Here is a 15,530-nt window from a genome sequence, read left to right on the forward strand (position 1 = left end):
AGCAATGATGCAAAGTGTAGATATCGCCATCATCGGCGGTGGTATGGTTGGATTGGCGTTGGCTGCCGCTTTTAAAGACAGTGACCTACGTGTTGCTGTTATTGAAGGCTCTGTGCCGGACGATACGTTGAGTGAACTACCGGACGTTCGTGTATCAGCGCTAAGTCGCTCTAGTGAAACGATGTTGCGTAAACTCGGAGCTTGGCAAGGTATCGAGCAACGTCGTGCTTCTCCGTATTATGCAATGGAGGTATGGGAGCAAGACAGCTTTGCTAACATCGCGTTTGATGCGCAAAGCATGGCTCAGCCAGATCTTGGCCATATTGTTGAAAATCGCGTAATTCAATTGGCGTTGCTAGAGCAAGTTCAAAAGCTGGATAACGTGACGCTGTTTATGCCTGCACGTTGTGCAACGTTAGCGGTTGGTGAGCAAGAAAGCTGGCTCACACTCGACAACGGTCAAGCCATGACTGCGAAGTTAGTGGTTGGCGCCGATGGTGCAAACTCTTGGCTGCGCAACCAAATGGACATTCCATTGACGCATTGGGATTACGGTCATAGTGCACTTGTCGCGAACGTGAAAACCGCTGATCCACACAACAGCGTTGCGCGTCAGATCTTTACACCGCAAGGTCCATTGGCTTTCCTTCCGATGTCTGAACCGCACATGTGTTCGATTGTTTGGTCTACCGAACCAAATCGTGCCGAGCAACTGCTGGCGATGAATGAGCAAGAGTTCAATAAGGCATTAACTAGCGAATTTGATGTGCGTTTAGGTTTGTGTGAAGTAGTTGGTGAACGTGCGGCGTTCCCGCTTAAGATGCGTTATGCGCGTGATTTTGTGGTTGAACGCGTGGCGTTAGTTGGCGATGCAGCACACACCATTCATCCACTAGCAGGGCAGGGTGTGAACCTTGGCTTGCTAGATGCTGCGAGCTTAGCGCAAGAAGTGTTGGCGCTTTGGAAGCAAGGGCAGGACATTGGCACCAAACGTAACCTACGTGGTTATGAACGTTGGCGTAAAGCGGAAGCTGCGAAGATGATTGCTGCGATGCAAGGCTTCCGTGACCTGTTCTCTGGTGAGAATCCTGCTAAAAAGCTGGTACGTGGAATTGGTTTGAGTTTAGCTAGCCAGCTACCAGGAGCAAAAGACGAGATAATGAAACGCGCATTGGGTTTGAAAGGCAATTTGCCGGAACTTGCGCGTCAATAACGAGCTTATTGCTCGACGAATAGAAGACACAAAAAAGGCTGGTTAATCCAGCCTTTCCTTTACATCGATGTTGTCGCTAAGCGTATGCGCATCTGAGCTTCATAATCTCTTGGTTAATTTCTTTAACCGCTTGAAAGTGGCGTCTTTCCGCTTTCTCTGGCAGCATTAATTTTCCATTATCAAACTCAAATTTACCGACTCCGTAAATATAAATTCTTCCTTTAAAAAGACGACTTATGTGTTTAGCAATCATACCTGGTGTATAGCGCTTAAACAGTCTCATATTTACTTTTCCTTATCTCTTACCTAGCTCAGTTATCTTACGTTTTTGGCGTAAAAATTATTGTGACAGCAATGGTATTAAGTACAGATGAGTTGTATCGCTTTAGAGATTTGTGCTGCCATAGACAAATTGACAGGGTCATATCTCAAATAGCGTGAGGATTACCTCAAAAAAACACTAGCGAAGGAACCGTTCCTTATCTCCTTCTGTTGTTACGTGGTGCATTAAGCAACTGTTTTGTTACAGAATTAAGAATAGAAGGAAAATAATTGTTTGCTAAATGTTTTTACTCAATTGATTGCATTTTTATCGTTTTGCCGGATTAAGGGCTTAATACATGGCTTTCATCGAGTTAGAGGGAAGAGGCGCAGAAAAGTTCCGTATAAAAAAAGCCCGCTTCGGCGGGCGAATAGTCACAGATGCATTACACAAAAGTGGACGACTGACTGTGTGGCAGAGGCCAATTCAGTCAGCAGTTTCACTTTATGTTGATTAAGTCGTTGTTGAAAACTTAACCAACAAGTTCAGCATATACGAGTTTATTACGCGTGACTATTTATGTTTCAAAAATGATTAAAAATTCCACTTTGTATGTTGGGAGATATGAGTGAGATCACGTAGGTGTGAGAAAGCCTGCATGTTATTACATTTTTACGAAGGTTAACGGCAGATATCGGCCAAGGTTGGTTGGCACAATTGCAGTAAATCATCGATAGATAATGCTAATCCAGCCATACGATCACCACTGCTGATAGTGATTTCTTTTTCTTCAAGCAAACTTGGGTCAAATACGATCGGCATGTAGCGTTTTAAGAGTAGTGGCGTGACAGTACCAATCTTGTATCCGGTAATCGCTTCTACGTCGGCTTGATCAACACACGTCATGCGACGGCACTGCAGTAATGCGCGCACCTTCTTTGGATCAACGCTACGATCACCTGGTGCACAAGCAAGCGCATATTGGTTTCCCATATCACGCAAAAGAATCGCTTTGACCATTTGAGAAGGGCGAATGCCGCGTTGTTGCGCGGCATCCTCAATGGTTGTTGCTGGCCTTTGATGAGGAAGAAGGCGGTACTCGATGTTTTGGTCCGCCAAAAACTGCATCAAAGGGGTATGAATGGTATTACTCATCGTCAAGGCTGTACGGCAGTGCTGCGATTTCCCATTCACATTCTGGTTGGTCAACCAAGCGCAGACGAGTGTCATCATCTAGGTTGTTTGGCAATACAATGAGACCCATCGCTTGGTTGTCGCTGAATTGATAATGCGTGAGCAAGGCGCCTACTGAACGCCAGTTTTCACCGACACTACGTTCCAATTCGATCGCACCTTCACCTAAGGTTTCAACGGTTACACCTTTAACAATGTACATTGCACGTTTGTTGGTGCCGCGGTATTTCGCGCGCGCTACAGTTTCTTGACCCGTGTAGCAGCCTTTCGTAAAGCTTATACCACCAAGCGCTTGTACGTTTAGTGCTTGTGGAATGTGTTCGTTTTGCGCGTCTGCTGCCAAGTATGGCAGTGCTGCCTCAATATCGAAACGGGTCCAAAGCTCGTGGGTTGTCAGTGTTGCTTGGCTATCTTCCACTAATGATTGTGCTGCTTCTGCTGTAAGCGCAAGCAACCAGCGATTCAGAGCGACTTTGACCGCAGTGCCGCCTTCAATCGCACGCACCTCGCCAGAATCAGCATTTAGCGTTGAGATGAATGCATCTGCATTCTTACCAGCAACACCCAGTACCACGTCGCTTGACTCTTCGATGGTCACTTTCGAGAACACTGCGTACTTTTTAATTTCTTTCAGTTCTACTTCAATTGCTGATTTCGGCTGAACCATTGAGTAGCCATCGTTATGGTGGAATAGGCGGAAGACACTCCACACTTTACCTTTCGCGTCACAATGTGCTCCCAACATTGATTGGTCTTTCTCAAGAGAAACCACATCGCAGGTAACTTGACCGTGTAGGTATGACTTTTTGTCGTCCCCGACCATGGTGATCATGCCCAGGTTATCCAATAGCGAGATAGACAGCTCCGGTAGCGCGTCTTGTGTCGATAGGTTCAGTGGTGAAAAGCGAGTTTGCCATTCCATGAGTACGATGCCTTTTGAAGATATTTTTCAGCTATGTTAATTGCAGATTCGACATTTGTCAGCACTCAATATATCCACTCAATTTTAAGGTGTTTGGCTCAACTGAACGTTTGTTTATTAAATGCGATCAGGATTTGCAGTGACTTGGCTACATATTGTGACCCGCACACTAGTGGCGTAGAACATCCCTTGTTACACTCCGCACTAAGAACAAGACATCTATGAAGGAATACTGAATGTACACTGCGGAAGAAAAGGCGCGTATTAAATGGGCTTGTCGTCGTGGCATGCTTGAGCTTGACGTGGTGATTATGCCGTTTTTTGAAGAGTGCTTCGATGCACTAGGTGAGCAAGAGCAACGTGATTTTGTTTCGTTGTTAGAATGTGATGATCCAGATTTGTTTACTTGGGTCATGGGGCATGGTCGCAGCGAAAACCTTGGTCACGCTTCGATGGTTGATAAAATTGTCGCACACAACCTCAGCAAGGTTCGTTAACCTTACTGTTTCTAAATCTCTAAACGCCCAAGCGCTGCATTACTTGATTCTTTTCGGTTTAGCTTGGGCGGTTATCTTCTCTGATATTCCACTCGTCTTATCTAGTTATCTGTTACTACTGATCTATCGTTGCCATACCCAAGGTGGATTCGTCATGCCGTCAACTGTCGGGAATTGGTATTTTCATCGTGATGGAACGGTTCGAAATGACGCTCAAACTTCACTGTTATCAGGAGTCGATCTTTCCGCTTCTGTTTTCAAGGTGACGTTCAAGTTCGTATCTGGGGATAAGGTGACCGTTTGGCGAGACAGTTGTGATGATGTGTCGTATCGTCAATTGAATATGATATTGCGTCAATGGAAAATGGGAGCCGAAGCTCCCATTTGATATCGTGTCTGACTCTTTCTTACTTGGCGTCAGATTTACTTGTTTGGTGTTAGGATCGTCGGTCCGCTATTCTCTTGTTGGTTTGGATAATCCAAGGTGTAGTGTAGACCGCGGCTTTCTTTACGCTGCATCGCACAACGCACCATCAGTTCAGCTACTTGAAGTAGGTTACGCAGTTCTAGCAAGTTGTTTGAAACACGGAAGTGGCTGTAGTATTCATGCGTTTCTTGCTGAAGCATTTGAATACGGCGTAGTGCGCGTTCTAAACGTTTGTCCGTGCGAACAATGCCCATGTAATCCCACATAAACAAGCGAAGCTCATGCCAGTTATGCTGGATGATAACCTCTTCATCACTGTTGGTGACTTGGCTTTCATCCCAACAAGGTACTCGGGGTGCTAATTCGACCTTCGTGTGGTGCTTTAGGATATCTTTGGCGGCTGACCATGCGTAGACCACACACTCAAGTAGTGAGTTTGAAGCCATGCGGTTTGCACCGTGTAGACCGGTGTAACTGACTTCGCCAATGGCATATAGATTCTTCAAGTCCGTATTACCGTTTTGATCGACCATCACGCCACCACACGTGTAGTGTGCGGCTGGAACAATTGGGATCGGCTCTTTGGTCATATCGATGCCAAGATCCATCAAACGAGAGTAGATGGTTGGGAAGTGCTTGGTAATGAATTCCGCAGGTTTGTGGCTGATGTCTAAATACATGCAGTCTGCACCTAGGCGCTTCATTTCAAAGTCGATGGCACGTGCGACGACATCACGCGGCGCAAGTTCTTTACGCTCATCAAAATCCGGCATAAAGCGTGAGCCATCAGGGCGTCGCAGATAGGCACCTTCACCACGCAAGGCTTCTGTGAGTAGGAAGTTACGTGCTTCTGGGTGGAACAGGCAAGTAGGGTGGAATTGGTTGAATTCCATATTTGCGACACGGCAGCCTGCGCGCCAAGCAATCGCGATACCGTCACCAGAGGAAACGTCAGGGTTTGACGTATATTGGTAAACTTTGGAAGCGCCACCAGTCGCAAGAACAACAAATTTAGCGCGAACGGTTTCTACCTGTTCTTCATTTCGGTTCCAAATATAAGCGCCAATGATCTTGTTTTTGTCGCCGCCGACTTTATCTTCAGTGATTAAATCCAGAGCATTGTGACGTTCAAGAACATGAATGTTTGGGTGGCTGTGGGCGTTGTCTTGCAGTGAGGTTTGCATCGCCATACCTGTTGCATCCGCAGCATGCAAAATTCGGCGTCGACTGTGACCACCTTCGCGAGTTAAGTGGTAACGAGGTTCTTCATCAGAGTCATCGTCCTCACGATCAAACGGTACACCACCATCAATCAACCATTGCACGCATTCTTTTGAATTCTCAGCGATAAACTTAACCGTTTCTTCATCGCAAATGCCATCACCAGCAATTTGTGTGTCTTCAACGTGAGACTCGATGGTGTCCGATTCATCGAAGACCGCAGCGATACCACCTTGTGCGTAAAACGTCGCGCCTTCGCTGCGCGGGCCTTTACTCAACACCATCACTTTACAGTGGTTTGCTACGCGCAAAGCTAACGACAAGCCCGCGGCGCCACTCCCTACCACTAACACATCACATTCATGTTCACGATTCGTGTTCATATAACTTTTACTATCCCAAGCTAAGGTAACAAGGCTACCTTGTGTATATTTTGCACACCATGTGCATCCATTAACGCGACATCCGTCGCTAAGGGCTAAGTTGGGAGGTATCTAAATCACCGCAACTCTGGTGACTTGTGCCACTCTTATTTTTGCATGTCGATGACATGCGCATGCTTCCTGAGTTTTATTTTAAACGCGTTGTTCAGATAGCCATTAGCCGTGCCAACAAAAAGTAATAGTTTGTCAATGCCATTGCTTTTCTAGGCTCTACCCAGCACAATCTGGGACAGAGATCATCCATTATACCCATTTCCCCATCACTATGCTCGCTTGTCAAAACGAGACGTAATTCAGACGTGGCGAGGGATTTGGCTAGTGACATCACACTGTGAAAAAACAATGACAAAAAATTTGAGAAACCATGGAACTTTCTCATTCACGTCGGAGTCACAATAGTGCTCAAGTAAGCAGTGGTGTCAATACTACGTTTTGCATAATTAGTACCCATATCTGAGAAGAGTAGGGGCATAACAAATAGGAGTATCCGCTCGAATGAACGAGCAGCTGACCGATCAAGTATTGATTGAGCGAGTTCAGAATGGAGATAAGCAAGCATTCAACCTGCTGGTAACGAAGTATCAGAACAAGGTATGTAATCTTATTTCCAGATACGTAAGTAATCCTGGCGATGTTCCAGATGTAGCACAAGAAGCGTTTATCAAGGCTTACCGAGCTATCCCTAGCTTTCGCGGGGAGAGTGCGTTTTACACTTGGCTGTATCGCATTGCAGTGAATACTGCGAAGAATCATATCGTTGCTCAGGGTCGTAGACCGCCTGCGACGGACGTTGATGCTGAAGATGCTGAATTTTACGAAACAGGTAATGCATTGAAAGAAATTTCGAACCCTGAGAACTTAACGTTGTCCAAAGAATTGCAACGGGTAGTGTTCAGCGCAATCGAAGCCTTACCTGAAGATTTAAAAACGGCAATGACTCTGCGTGAGCTTGATGGCTTAAGCTATGAGGAAATTGCTGAAGTAATGGATTGCCCGGTGGGAACGGTACGATCACGTATCTTCCGTGCTCGTGAGGCGGTGGAAAAGAAAATCAAACCTCTTTTACAGCGCTAGTACAAGTGATAACTATGGTGAAAACAATGGCTGACAAAGAAAAACTTTCAGCTCTCATGGATGGAGAATTGGTCGATAAGGCTTTAATTCAAGAATTAGAGCAAGACCAAGAAAGCCGTGACGCTTGGCAGAACTATCATCTTATTGGTGATGTGATGCGAGGCGAAGCGCCAGCAAAACCTGAGTGGAATATTGCTGAAAGCGTGGCGTTAGCGTTAGAAGACGAGCCTGTGCATCGTGCTATCGATTCACGCAGTGCTAACGTTATTTCAATTAATGACGCGCCAAAAGAGTCGCAACCAGAGCCACAAAAAGCCAAGCGCCAGTTGCCTGCATGGCTAACTCAGTTTGGTCAGGTTGCCGTTGCTGCGTGTGTGTCACTTGCCGTGATTTTAGGTGTGCAACAATACGGTGGTAGCGACCCAATGTCGCCACAAGCCGATCAACTTCCTGTGCTTCAAACAGTGCCATTTGCTGGCAGTGCAGAACCAGTAAGTTTGACTCGTGAGTCCGTTGAGCGCTCGGTTGGCGAAGCAAATATGCAAGAGCAACGTAAACGTGTTCATGCTATGCTTCGTGACTACGAATTGCAGTTAAGAATTAACAGTGATGCGTCTCAGCAAGATGCAAATCTGACTCCGGATATTGAATGAAAAAATTTCTGATCAGCGCTTGCGCTCTGTTCAGTCTGATGTCTACTCAAGCCTTTGCTGGTGATAAACCAGCGGAGGCTTTATTGCATCAAATGAGCGAGGCGAGCAAAAATTTAAGCTACGAACTCTCTTATATCCTCATCAAAAAGAACAGCATTGAACCTTTGCTGTACCGTCATGCGACTCACGATAAAGATCAGTACGCACATCTTGTGTATTTGAGTGGTCCAGTTCGTGAAGTAATTCGTCGTGGTACTGAAGTGAGCTACATCGAAACCGGCGCAGAGCCGTTTACGATTGAATCTGGCAAGATGGTCGCACCAATCATGCCGATGCTGAACACCAATATCGATGAATTGAACCTCTATTACGATTACGTCAAAGTCGGTCGTGCTCGTGAAGCTGGCGTTCCGACTCAAGTACTACGTGTTGTGCCTAAAGACGGCTTGCGTTATTCGTACGTACTTTGGATTGATGAGAAAAGTAAGTTACCACTGCGTGCTGATCTGGTTGACCGTGATGGAGAAATGCTAGAGCAATACCGTACGATCTCATACTCGGTGAATCCAAAAATTGGCGAGTTGATGAGTGGTTTGGCGGATGTGCAGTTGCCAGCAGTATTGACGATGCCTAAAGGTGATATCGGTACGAGTGACTGGAACGTAGGTTGGATTCCTGAAGGTTTCCACCCAAATGAGCTAAATCGCTACCGAATGGCAGTGACCGACCAAATGGTTGAAAGCCAACTTTACTCGGATGGTTTATTCAGTTTCTCTGTTTATGTCGCCAGCAAAGATGAGCATTCGCTGAAAGGTCAGCTGGTTCGTCAAGGCCGCCGTACTTTGCATAGCTTTGTAAGTGGTAATCATGAAATCTCTGTTGTGGGTGATATTCCACCGGCAACTGCTCAGCGTATTGCACAATCTGTTACGTTTGATGCAGCAAAGAGTAAAGCGCAATGATGACCGCATTAGCAACCGTGACGGGTGTTCATCGTCACGGTCAGCAATACGATATCGATTTAAGCTGCGAGCAACAGACCAGTTGCAGCAGCTGTTCTTCGCAAAAAAGCTGTGGCACTGGCGTGGTTACTAAAGCAATTGGTAACAAAACATTAGCATGGCATCTGCGTACAAAAACATCTGTCAAAGTTGGTCAGGTGGTAGAAATCGGCTTTCCTGAGTCGAGCCTGATCAAATCCGCAATGGCGGTTTACCTTCTTCCTCTGTTTGGTCTGATTTTTGGTGCCGTGATTGGCAACTTCCTTCTTGAGCCTTTAACCGCAGGCGGCGAGGGCATTACCATCTTAGCTTCGGTTTTGTTTGCTGCTGGTGGTATGTGGCTCGCTAAACGTGTGTCACGGCCTTTAGAAGATGAATCAAAACGCCAAGTCACTCTCATTCGAGTTCTCGGTGAGCCTATCCAGTAAGTACGTACCTCGAGGTTACTAAGGTATATACTTTAAATAAGGTGCGCCCGTTAACGAAATTGGGTAGAATCTGCCAACTTGATTGAAATGCCGTCAGCTGATGGCTTTCTTACTGTCCTTATTTGTAAAGAGTTAGTCACCCTAAATCTATGAAGCACATTCGTAACTTTTCGATTATCGCCCACATCGACCATGGTAAGTCGACCCTATCAGACCGTCTAATCCAAGTTTGTGGAGGATTAAGCGATCGTGAAATGGCCGCACAGGTTCTGGATTCTATGGATCTTGAACGTGAGCGTGGCATCACTATCAAAGCGCAGAGTGTGACTCTTGATTACACCGCAAAAGATGGCGAGACATACCAACTTAACTTTATCGACACTCCTGGACACGTAGACTTTTCGTACGAAGTTTCACGTTCTCTGGCCGCTTGTGAAGGGGCGTTGTTGGTGGTTGACGCAGGTCAAGGTGTAGAGGCTCAAACGCTTGCCAACTGTTACACCGCGATCGAAATGGATTTGGAAGTTGTGCCAATCCTAAACAAAATCGACCTCCCAGCGGCAGAACCAGAGCGTGTAGCTGAAGAGATTGAGGAGATTGTTGGTATCGACGCGATGGAAGCGACGCGTTGTAGTGCAAAGACAGGTCTAGGCGTGGATGACGTTCTAGAAAATATTGTCTCTGCGATACCTTCTCCAGAAGGTGATCCTGAAGCGCCACTTCAAGCATTGATCATCGATTCATGGTTCGATAATTATCTTGGCGTTGTTTCTTTGGTTCGTATTAAAAACGGCTCGCTGAAGAAAAACGACAAAATCAAAGTAATGAGCACAGGCCAAGTTTGGGGTGTTGACCGTCTAGGTATCTTCACACCAAAACAAGTTGATACGACAGAGTTAAATACTGGCGAAGTAGGCTGGGTTGTTTGTGGTATCAAAGACATCCTTGGTGCTCCAGTGGGTGATACACTGACAACCGCAAAAAATGGTTGTGAGAAAGCACTTCCTGGCTTCAAAAAAGTGAAGCCTCAGGTATACGCGGGTCTATTCCCAGTATCATCTGATGACTACGAAAACTTCCGTGACGCACTTGGTAAACTGAGTCTGAATGATGCGTCGTTGTTCTACGAGCCAGAAAGCTCGGCAGCACTTGGTTTTGGTTTCCGTTGTGGCTTCCTTGGTATGCTGCACATGGAAATTATCCAAGAACGTCTTGAGCGTGAATACGACCTTGACCTTATTACAACCGCACCAACGGTAGTTTATGAAGTTGAGCAAACAAGTGGTGAAATCCTGTATGTGGATAGCCCTGCAAAGCTACCAGCTGTAAACGACATCGAATTTATCCGTGAGCCTATTGCGCGTTGTAATATTCTTGTGCCATCGGATTACCTAGGTAACGTAATCACACTTTGTGTTGAGAAGCGTGGTATGCAGGTTGATATGGTTTACCACGGTAACCAAGTTGCTGTGACGTACGATATCCCTATGGCAGAAGTTGTACTCGATTTCTTTGACCGCTTGAAGTCAACATCTCGTGGTTATGCATCATTGGATTACAACTTCCAGCGTTTTGAAGAATCAAACATGGTTCGTGTAGACGTTCTGTTGAACGGCGATAAAGTGGATGCTTTAGCTATCATCACGCACAAAGATCAAGCGCAAAGCCGCGGTCGTTTGTTAGTTGAGAAGATGAAAGAATTCATTCCTCGTCAGATGTTTGATATCGCGATCCAAGCGGCAATCGGTAACCACATCATTGCTCGTTCTACTGTGAAACAGCTACGTAAGAACGTAATCGCGAAATGTTACGGTGGTGACGTGAGCCGTAAGAAGAAACTTCTGAAGAAACAGAAAGAAGGTAAGAAACGTATGAAGCAGATCGGTAACGTAGAGCTGCCTCAAGAAGCGTTCCTAGCGATTCTTCACGTTGGTAAAGACTAGAGTTGAACTATCTCTTACTCTTGTCTGTCATAAGACGTTAGATAGTAAAATAAGTGAAAGGGTTTCGGCTCTTTCACTTTCGTATTTTTAGATAAGGGAATTTAATGGCGAATACATTCTCACTGATTCTAGTTATCGTGACTTTGGTAACTGGCGTAGTTTGGCTACTGGAAAAGCTGGTGTTTGCGAAAAAACGTCAAGCGAAAGTAGAAGAGATTCAAGCACAGACAGCTAATGGCCTAGACGCGGTAACACTACAGAAAGTAGAACGTCAGCCATGGTGGATTGAGAATAGCGTGTCTATTTTCCCTGTAATTGCATTCGTTCTTGTATTGCGTTCTTTTATCTATGAACCGTTCCAAATTCCTTCAGGCTCAATGATGCCCACCCTACTAGTGGGCGACTTTATTCTGGTGGAGAAATACGCTTACGGATTGAAAGATCCTGTTTGGCGTCATCAGCTAGTGGAAACTGGCAAACCAGAGCGTGGTGATATTGTGGTATTCAAATACCCACCTCAACCAAATATTGACTACATTAAACGTGTTGTTGGCTTACCTGGCGATACGGTTCGTTACTCAAGTGACAAGCAAGTGTGTATTCAATCGCAAGGTGATTCGGTTTGTAAGCCAGTTAAATTGAGCAATGTTGAAGAAAGTCCGTTCATCCAAAACGGTATTCCTCTGATTCAGATGAATGAAAAACTGGGTGAAGTGGAACACCAAATCTTGGTTAACCCATTAGCTCGTGACCGTGTGCAGAACTACCAGCCACGTCCAGGAGTTAACGAATGGGTTGTACCGCAAGGTCAGTACTTTGTTATGGGTGATAACCGTGATAACAGTGCTGATAGCCGTTACTGGGGCTTTGTTCCAGAAGCAAACTTAGTCGGTAAAGCTGTCGCGATTTGGATTAGCTTCGAGTTTGATCGTGGCGCAGACAGCGTTCTACCTTCATGGATTCCAACTGGTGTGCGTTTTAACCGCGTCGGTGGTATTCACTAACCATTACATATCGAGAGAGTATGAATTCTCCAATTGATAAACTAGAGAGAAAGCTCGGCTACCAATTTAAGGATGCTGGGCTTATCAACTTGGCGCTGACTCACCGCAGCGCCAACAGTAAGCATAATGAACGTCTTGAGTTTCTGGGCGATTCAATTTTAAGTTTTGTCATCGCTGATGATCTGTACCATCGTTTCCCGAAAGTGAACGAAGGTGACATGAGCCGTATGCGCGCTACTTTGGTACGTGGGCACACATTGGCGGAACTGGGTCGTGAGTTCGATCTAGGAGATTATTTAAAATTAGGTCCAGGTGAATTGAAGAGTGGTGGATTCCGCCGAGACTCTATTCTAGCCGATGCGGTAGAAGCCATTATTGGTGCGATTTACCTTGATAGTGATATTGAAGCCGTGCGCGGTATTGTACTGAGTTGGTACAACTCGCGTCTTGAAGCCATCAAGCCTGGCGTATCACAAAAAGATCCAAAAACTCGCCTACAAGAGTTCCTGCAAGGCAGAAGAAAACCACTGCCTGTCTACACAGTGACTAATATTAAAGGTGAAGCGCACAACCAAGAGTTCACGGTTGAGTGTGACGTAGCAGGTGTGGATAAGCCTGTCATTGGTAAAGGCACCAGCCGCCGCAAGGCAGAACAAGCGGCTGCTGAAACAGCACTTGAGCAATTAACAAATGGCTGATAACGAATTCGATATCGATGCATTTTTTGCATCAAACGGTGAAGTAAGTTCACCAGAAAACCAGCACTGTGGCTTTATTGCGATTGTTGGTCGCCCAAACGTTGGTAAATCGACGCTTCTAAACAAAATTCTTGGTCAGAAGATTTCGATTACATCTCGTAAACCGCAAACGACTCGTCACCGCATCATGGGTGTGGACACTGACGGCGATTACCAAGCGATCTACGTAGATACACCAGGACTTCACATTGAAGAGAAGCGTGCGATCAACCGTTTGATGAACCGTGCGGCGAACTCATCGCTCAGTGATGTAAACCTAGTATTCTTCTTGGTTGATGGTACGCACTGGACCAAAGACGACGAGATGGTGCTGACTAAGCTTCAAAAGTCGAACTTCCCTGTAGTACTTTGTGTGAACAAGGTAGACAATGTCCAAGATCGTAACGAAGTGATGATGCACATGGCCGACATGTCTAAGAAAATGGACTTTGTTGACGTTGTGCCAATCTCTGCGAAACAAGGCAAGAACATCGACGTACTACGTAAGCACGTTCGCGATCACTTGCCAGAAGCAACACATCACTTCCCTGAAGAATACGTAACAGACCGTTCTCAGCGTTTCATGGCGTCTGAAATCGTGCGTGAAAAGCTGATGCGTTTTACTGGTGAAGAATTGCCTTACTCGGTAACGGTTGAAATTGAACGTTTTGACTACAACCCAGAAAATGATGGCTTCCACATCAATGCCTTAATTCTTGTTGAACGTAACGGTCAAAAGAAAATGGTCATTGGTAAAGGCGGTGAGAAGATCAAGACCATTGGTCGTGAAGCGCGCTTAGATATGGAAGAGTTGTTCGGCCGTAAGGTTTACCTAGAGACTTGGGTAAAAGTGAAATCTGGTTGGGCAGACGACGAACGTGCATTGCGTTCACTTGGTTACATCGACGACCTATAAGTTTGGTTGCTTGTAAGTTTGGTAACGAAGACACTTCGTTCCAACATCGATAAAAATTAAATATCGATTAGAATAAGGAGCCAATTGGCTCCTTATTTTTTATTCACACTTCTTAGGCACACTGACGAGATGAGCAACCAGTCTTCAGAAGGCTTTCAACGCTGCTTTGTATTGCATCGACGCCCTTACAGTGAATCGAGCTTAATCCTTGATGTATTCAGCGAGGAGTATGGTCGAATTACATTGATGGCAAAAGGTGCCCGCGGGAAACGCTCCAATCTTAAAGGCGCATTGCAGCCCTTTACCCCTTTATTGCTGAAATGGTCAGGGAAAGGCTCGATGAAGACGTTACGTCAAGCAGAGCCCATCAGCTTAGGTTTGCCTTTGACAGGAATAAACCTTTACTCCGCCATGTACGTAAATGAATTGATTGGAAGGGTGTTGATGGCAGAAGTGCCGATGCCTGCGCTGTTTCATGATTATCTGCATGCACTAACGGAACTAGCTCAGAGTGATAACCCTGAACCGGGCTTGCGTCGTTTTGAATTGGCCCTGCTGTCTTCTATGGGGTATGGCGTCGATTTTTTGCATTGTGCTGGTACTGGTGAACCCGTTGATCCTGACATGACTTACCGCTATCGCGAACAAAAAGGATTCATCGCATCAGTAAGGCGAGATAACCTCACTTTTTTGGGGAATGAATTGATTGCGATTAGTGAACGGCGATTCGTCACTAAAGAGCAATTAAAAGCGGCGAAACGCTTTACACGTATGGCCTTAAAGCCGTATCTTGGCGGCAAACCTTTAAAAAGTCGTGAATTATTCATTCAGACATACAGAGCACGGAGTAATGGAAAATGAGCTCAATCTATTTAGGCGTTAATATCGACCATATTGCCACTCTACGTAATGCGCGTGGTACTAAATACCCAGATCCAGTTCATGCTGCTGAGATCGCAGAGCGTGCTGGCGCAGACGGTATTACTATTCACCTGCGTGAAGACCGTCGCCACATTCTAGATCGTGACGTGCGCATTCTACGTGAGACCATTCAAACTCGTATGAACCTTGAAATGGCAGTAACAGACGAGATGGTTGAGATTGCACTACAGACTAAGCCTGAATTCGTGTGTCTGGTTCCTGAAAAACGTGAAGAGTTGACAACAGAAGGTGGTCTTGACGTTGTAGGTCAGCTTGAGAAAGTGAAAGCTGCAACGCAAAAACTGACGGAAGCGGGCATCAAAGTCTCTCTATTTATTGATGCAGACCGTCAACAGATCGATGCGGCAAAAGCATGTGGTGCACCGTATATCGAACTTCACACTGGTCACTATGCGGATGCGGAGACTGAGGAAGACCAACAAGACGAGCTTAAGAAGATTGCTGCAGGTGCAAGCTACGCTGATGACCTGGGTATCATCGTTAATGCTGGTCACGGTCTGACTTACCACAACGTTGCGCCAATCGCTGCATTGCCTGAAATTTACGAACTGAATATTGGTCACTCGATCATTGGTCGTGCGGTATTTGATGGCCTAGAAAAATCAGTGGCAGAAATGAAAGCCCTGATGGTCGCTGCACGTAAGTAATCCGTT

17 protein-coding genes are annotated in these 15,530 nt (G+C 45.8%); 13 read left to right on the forward strand and 4 right to left on the reverse strand.

The genetic code is table 11. The features are described from left to right. The first annotated feature begins 4 nt into the window (after positions 1–4). Positions 5–1,213 (forward strand): FAD-dependent 2-octaprenylphenol hydroxylase, encoded by a 1,209-nt coding sequence (locus VJL_RS20795; RefSeq protein ID WP_038881172.1) that lies wholly within the window; start codon positions 5–7, stop codon positions 1,211–1,213. Positions 1,214–1,289: 76 nt separating this feature from the next. On the opposite strand, the gene VJL_RS20800 is transcribed toward VJL_RS20795, so the two are convergent. The 3 genes from VJL_RS20800 to ygfZ all read right to left on the reverse strand — a co-directional run bounded on the left by VJL_RS20800 (position 1,290) and on the right by ygfZ (position 3,591). Continuing rightward, positions 1,290–1,496 (reverse strand): DUF1107 domain-containing protein, encoded by a 207-nt coding sequence (locus VJL_RS20800; protein ID WP_038881174.1) that lies wholly within the window; start codon positions 1,494–1,496, stop codon positions 1,290–1,292. Positions 1,497–2,156: 660 nt separating this feature from the next. Continuing rightward, the gene (locus VJL_RS20805) at positions 2,157–2,630 is read right to left on the reverse strand and encodes an aminoacyl-tRNA deacylase (RefSeq protein WP_038870314.1); all 474 of its coding nucleotides are present in this window, start codon (positions 2,628–2,630) and stop codon (positions 2,157–2,159) included. Continuing rightward, positions 2,623–3,591 carry a tRNA-modifying protein YgfZ gene (gene ygfZ, locus VJL_RS20810; protein WP_038881177.1) on the reverse strand — a complete coding sequence of 323 codons (969 nt, stop codon included), beginning with the start codon at positions 3,589–3,591 and terminating at the stop codon, positions 2,623–2,625. The genes VJL_RS20805 and ygfZ overlap by 8 nt, the downstream gene beginning before the upstream one ends. 236 nt (positions 3,592–3,827) lie before the next feature. On the opposite strand from ygfZ, the gene VJL_RS20815 reads away from it, so the two are divergent. Both VJL_RS20815 and VJL_RS30365 read left to right on the forward strand, forming a co-directional pair. Beyond that, positions 3,828–4,088, forward strand: a complete 261-nt coding sequence (locus VJL_RS20815; protein ID WP_038870312.1) for an FAD assembly factor SdhE — start codon at positions 3,828–3,830, stop codon at positions 4,086–4,088. Positions 4,089–4,242: 154 nt separating this feature from the next. Continuing rightward, complete coding sequence (locus VJL_RS30365; protein WP_038881180.1) at positions 4,243–4,476, forward strand: hypothetical protein; 234 nt, start codon at positions 4,243–4,245, stop codon at positions 4,474–4,476. A gap of 35 nt (positions 4,477–4,511) precedes the next feature. Here the strand turns inward: VJL_RS30365 and nadB are convergent, their stop codons facing one another. Continuing rightward, positions 4,512–6,119: an L-aspartate oxidase gene (gene nadB / locus VJL_RS20825; protein ID WP_038881183.1), complete on the reverse strand. Its 1,608-nt coding sequence runs from the start codon at positions 6,117–6,119 to the stop codon at positions 4,512–4,514. 555 nt (positions 6,120–6,674) lie between these two features. On the opposite strand from nadB, the gene rpoE reads away from it, so the two are divergent. The 10 genes from rpoE to pdxJ all read left to right on the forward strand — a co-directional run bounded on the left by rpoE (position 6,675) and on the right by pdxJ (position 15,524). Then, the gene (gene rpoE / locus VJL_RS20830; protein ID WP_005436461.1) at positions 6,675–7,253 is read left to right on the forward strand and encodes an RNA polymerase sigma factor RpoE; all 579 of its coding nucleotides are present in this window, start codon (positions 6,675–6,677) and stop codon (positions 7,251–7,253) included. A 26-nt stretch (positions 7,254–7,279) separates the two neighbouring features. Next, positions 7,280–7,906, forward strand: coding sequence for a sigma-E factor negative regulatory protein (locus tag VJL_RS20835; protein WP_038870308.1), 627 nt, complete (start codon positions 7,280–7,282; stop codon positions 7,904–7,906). Further along, on the forward strand, positions 7,903–8,868 hold the full coding sequence (gene rseB, locus VJL_RS20840) for a sigma-E factor regulatory protein RseB (RefSeq protein WP_038881186.1): 966 nt from the start codon (positions 7,903–7,905) through the stop codon (positions 8,866–8,868). Before VJL_RS20835 ends, rseB begins: the two co-directional genes overlap by 4 nt. Beyond that, a complete protein-coding gene (locus VJL_RS20845) occupies positions 8,865–9,335 on the forward strand; it encodes a SoxR reducing system RseC family protein (RefSeq protein ID WP_038870305.1) in 471 nt (156 codons plus the stop codon). The genes rseB and VJL_RS20845 overlap by 4 nt, the downstream gene beginning before the upstream one ends. A 149-nt stretch (positions 9,336–9,484) precedes the next feature. Beyond that, positions 9,485–11,278 carry a translation elongation factor 4 gene (lepA, locus tag VJL_RS20850; protein ID WP_038870300.1) on the forward strand — a complete coding sequence of 598 codons (1,794 nt, stop codon included), beginning with the start codon at positions 9,485–9,487 and terminating at the stop codon, positions 11,276–11,278. Between the two features lie 104 nt (positions 11,279–11,382). Beyond that, positions 11,383–12,282: a signal peptidase I gene (gene lepB / locus VJL_RS20855; protein WP_038881188.1), complete on the forward strand. Its 900-nt coding sequence runs from the start codon at positions 11,383–11,385 to the stop codon at positions 12,280–12,282. A 20-nt stretch (positions 12,283–12,302) separates the two neighbouring features. Then, positions 12,303–12,980: a ribonuclease III gene (rnc, locus tag VJL_RS20860; RefSeq protein WP_005436448.1), complete on the forward strand. Its 678-nt coding sequence runs from the start codon at positions 12,303–12,305 to the stop codon at positions 12,978–12,980. Continuing rightward, complete coding sequence (gene era / locus VJL_RS20865) at positions 12,973–13,935, forward strand: GTPase Era (protein WP_038881191.1); 963 nt, start codon at positions 12,973–12,975, stop codon at positions 13,933–13,935. The genes rnc and era overlap by 8 nt, the downstream gene beginning before the upstream one ends. A 129-nt stretch (positions 13,936–14,064) precedes the next feature. Further along, positions 14,065–14,796, forward strand: a complete 732-nt coding sequence (gene recO, locus VJL_RS20870) for a DNA repair protein RecO (protein ID WP_038870293.1) — start codon at positions 14,065–14,067, stop codon at positions 14,794–14,796. Beyond that, positions 14,793–15,524, forward strand: a complete 732-nt coding sequence (gene pdxJ / locus VJL_RS20875) for a pyridoxine 5'-phosphate synthase (protein WP_038881194.1) — start codon at positions 14,793–14,795, stop codon at positions 15,522–15,524. The genes recO and pdxJ overlap by 4 nt, the downstream gene beginning before the upstream one ends. Positions 15,525–15,530 lie beyond the last annotated feature (6 nt).

This window comes from Vibrio jasicida CAIM 1864 = LMG 25398 (assembly GCF_000400365.1).
Classification (GTDB): Bacteria; Pseudomonadota; Gammaproteobacteria; order Enterobacterales; family Vibrionaceae; genus Vibrio; species Vibrio jasicida.

Coding starts and splice junctions, on each gene's coding strand:
- VJL_RS20795 (WP_038881172.1), top strand. CDS start 5: ATGATGCAAAGTGTAGATATCGCCATCATCGGCGGTGGTATGGTTGGA.
- VJL_RS20800 (WP_038881174.1), bottom strand. CDS start 1,496: ATGAGACTGTTTAAGCGCTATACACCAGGTATGATTGCTAAACACATA.
- VJL_RS20805 (WP_038870314.1), bottom strand. CDS start 2,630: ATGAGTAATACCATTCATACCCCTTTGATGCAGTTTTTGGCGGACCAA.
- ygfZ (WP_038881177.1), bottom strand. CDS start 3,591: ATGGAATGGCAAACTCGCTTTTCACCACTGAACCTATCGACACAAGAC.
- VJL_RS20815 (WP_038870312.1), top strand. CDS start 3,828: ATGTACACTGCGGAAGAAAAGGCGCGTATTAAATGGGCTTGTCGTCGT.
- VJL_RS30365 (WP_038881180.1), top strand. CDS start 4,243: ATGCCGTCAACTGTCGGGAATTGGTATTTTCATCGTGATGGAACGGTT.
- nadB (WP_038881183.1), bottom strand. CDS start 6,119: ATGAACACGAATCGTGAACATGAATGTGATGTGTTAGTGGTAGGGAGT.
- rpoE (WP_005436461.1), top strand. CDS start 6,675: ATGAACGAGCAGCTGACCGATCAAGTATTGATTGAGCGAGTTCAGAAT.
- VJL_RS20835 (WP_038870308.1), top strand. CDS start 7,280: ATGGCTGACAAAGAAAAACTTTCAGCTCTCATGGATGGAGAATTGGTC.
- rseB (WP_038881186.1), top strand. CDS start 7,903: ATGAAAAAATTTCTGATCAGCGCTTGCGCTCTGTTCAGTCTGATGTCT.
- VJL_RS20845 (WP_038870305.1), top strand. CDS start 8,865: ATGATGACCGCATTAGCAACCGTGACGGGTGTTCATCGTCACGGTCAG.
- lepA (WP_038870300.1), top strand. CDS start 9,485: ATGAAGCACATTCGTAACTTTTCGATTATCGCCCACATCGACCATGGT.
- lepB (WP_038881188.1), top strand. CDS start 11,383: ATGGCGAATACATTCTCACTGATTCTAGTTATCGTGACTTTGGTAACT.
- rnc (WP_005436448.1), top strand. CDS start 12,303: ATGAATTCTCCAATTGATAAACTAGAGAGAAAGCTCGGCTACCAATTT.
- era (WP_038881191.1), top strand. CDS start 12,973: ATGGCTGATAACGAATTCGATATCGATGCATTTTTTGCATCAAACGGT.
- recO (WP_038870293.1), top strand. CDS start 14,065: ATGAGCAACCAGTCTTCAGAAGGCTTTCAACGCTGCTTTGTATTGCAT.
- pdxJ (WP_038881194.1), top strand. CDS start 14,793: ATGAGCTCAATCTATTTAGGCGTTAATATCGACCATATTGCCACTCTA.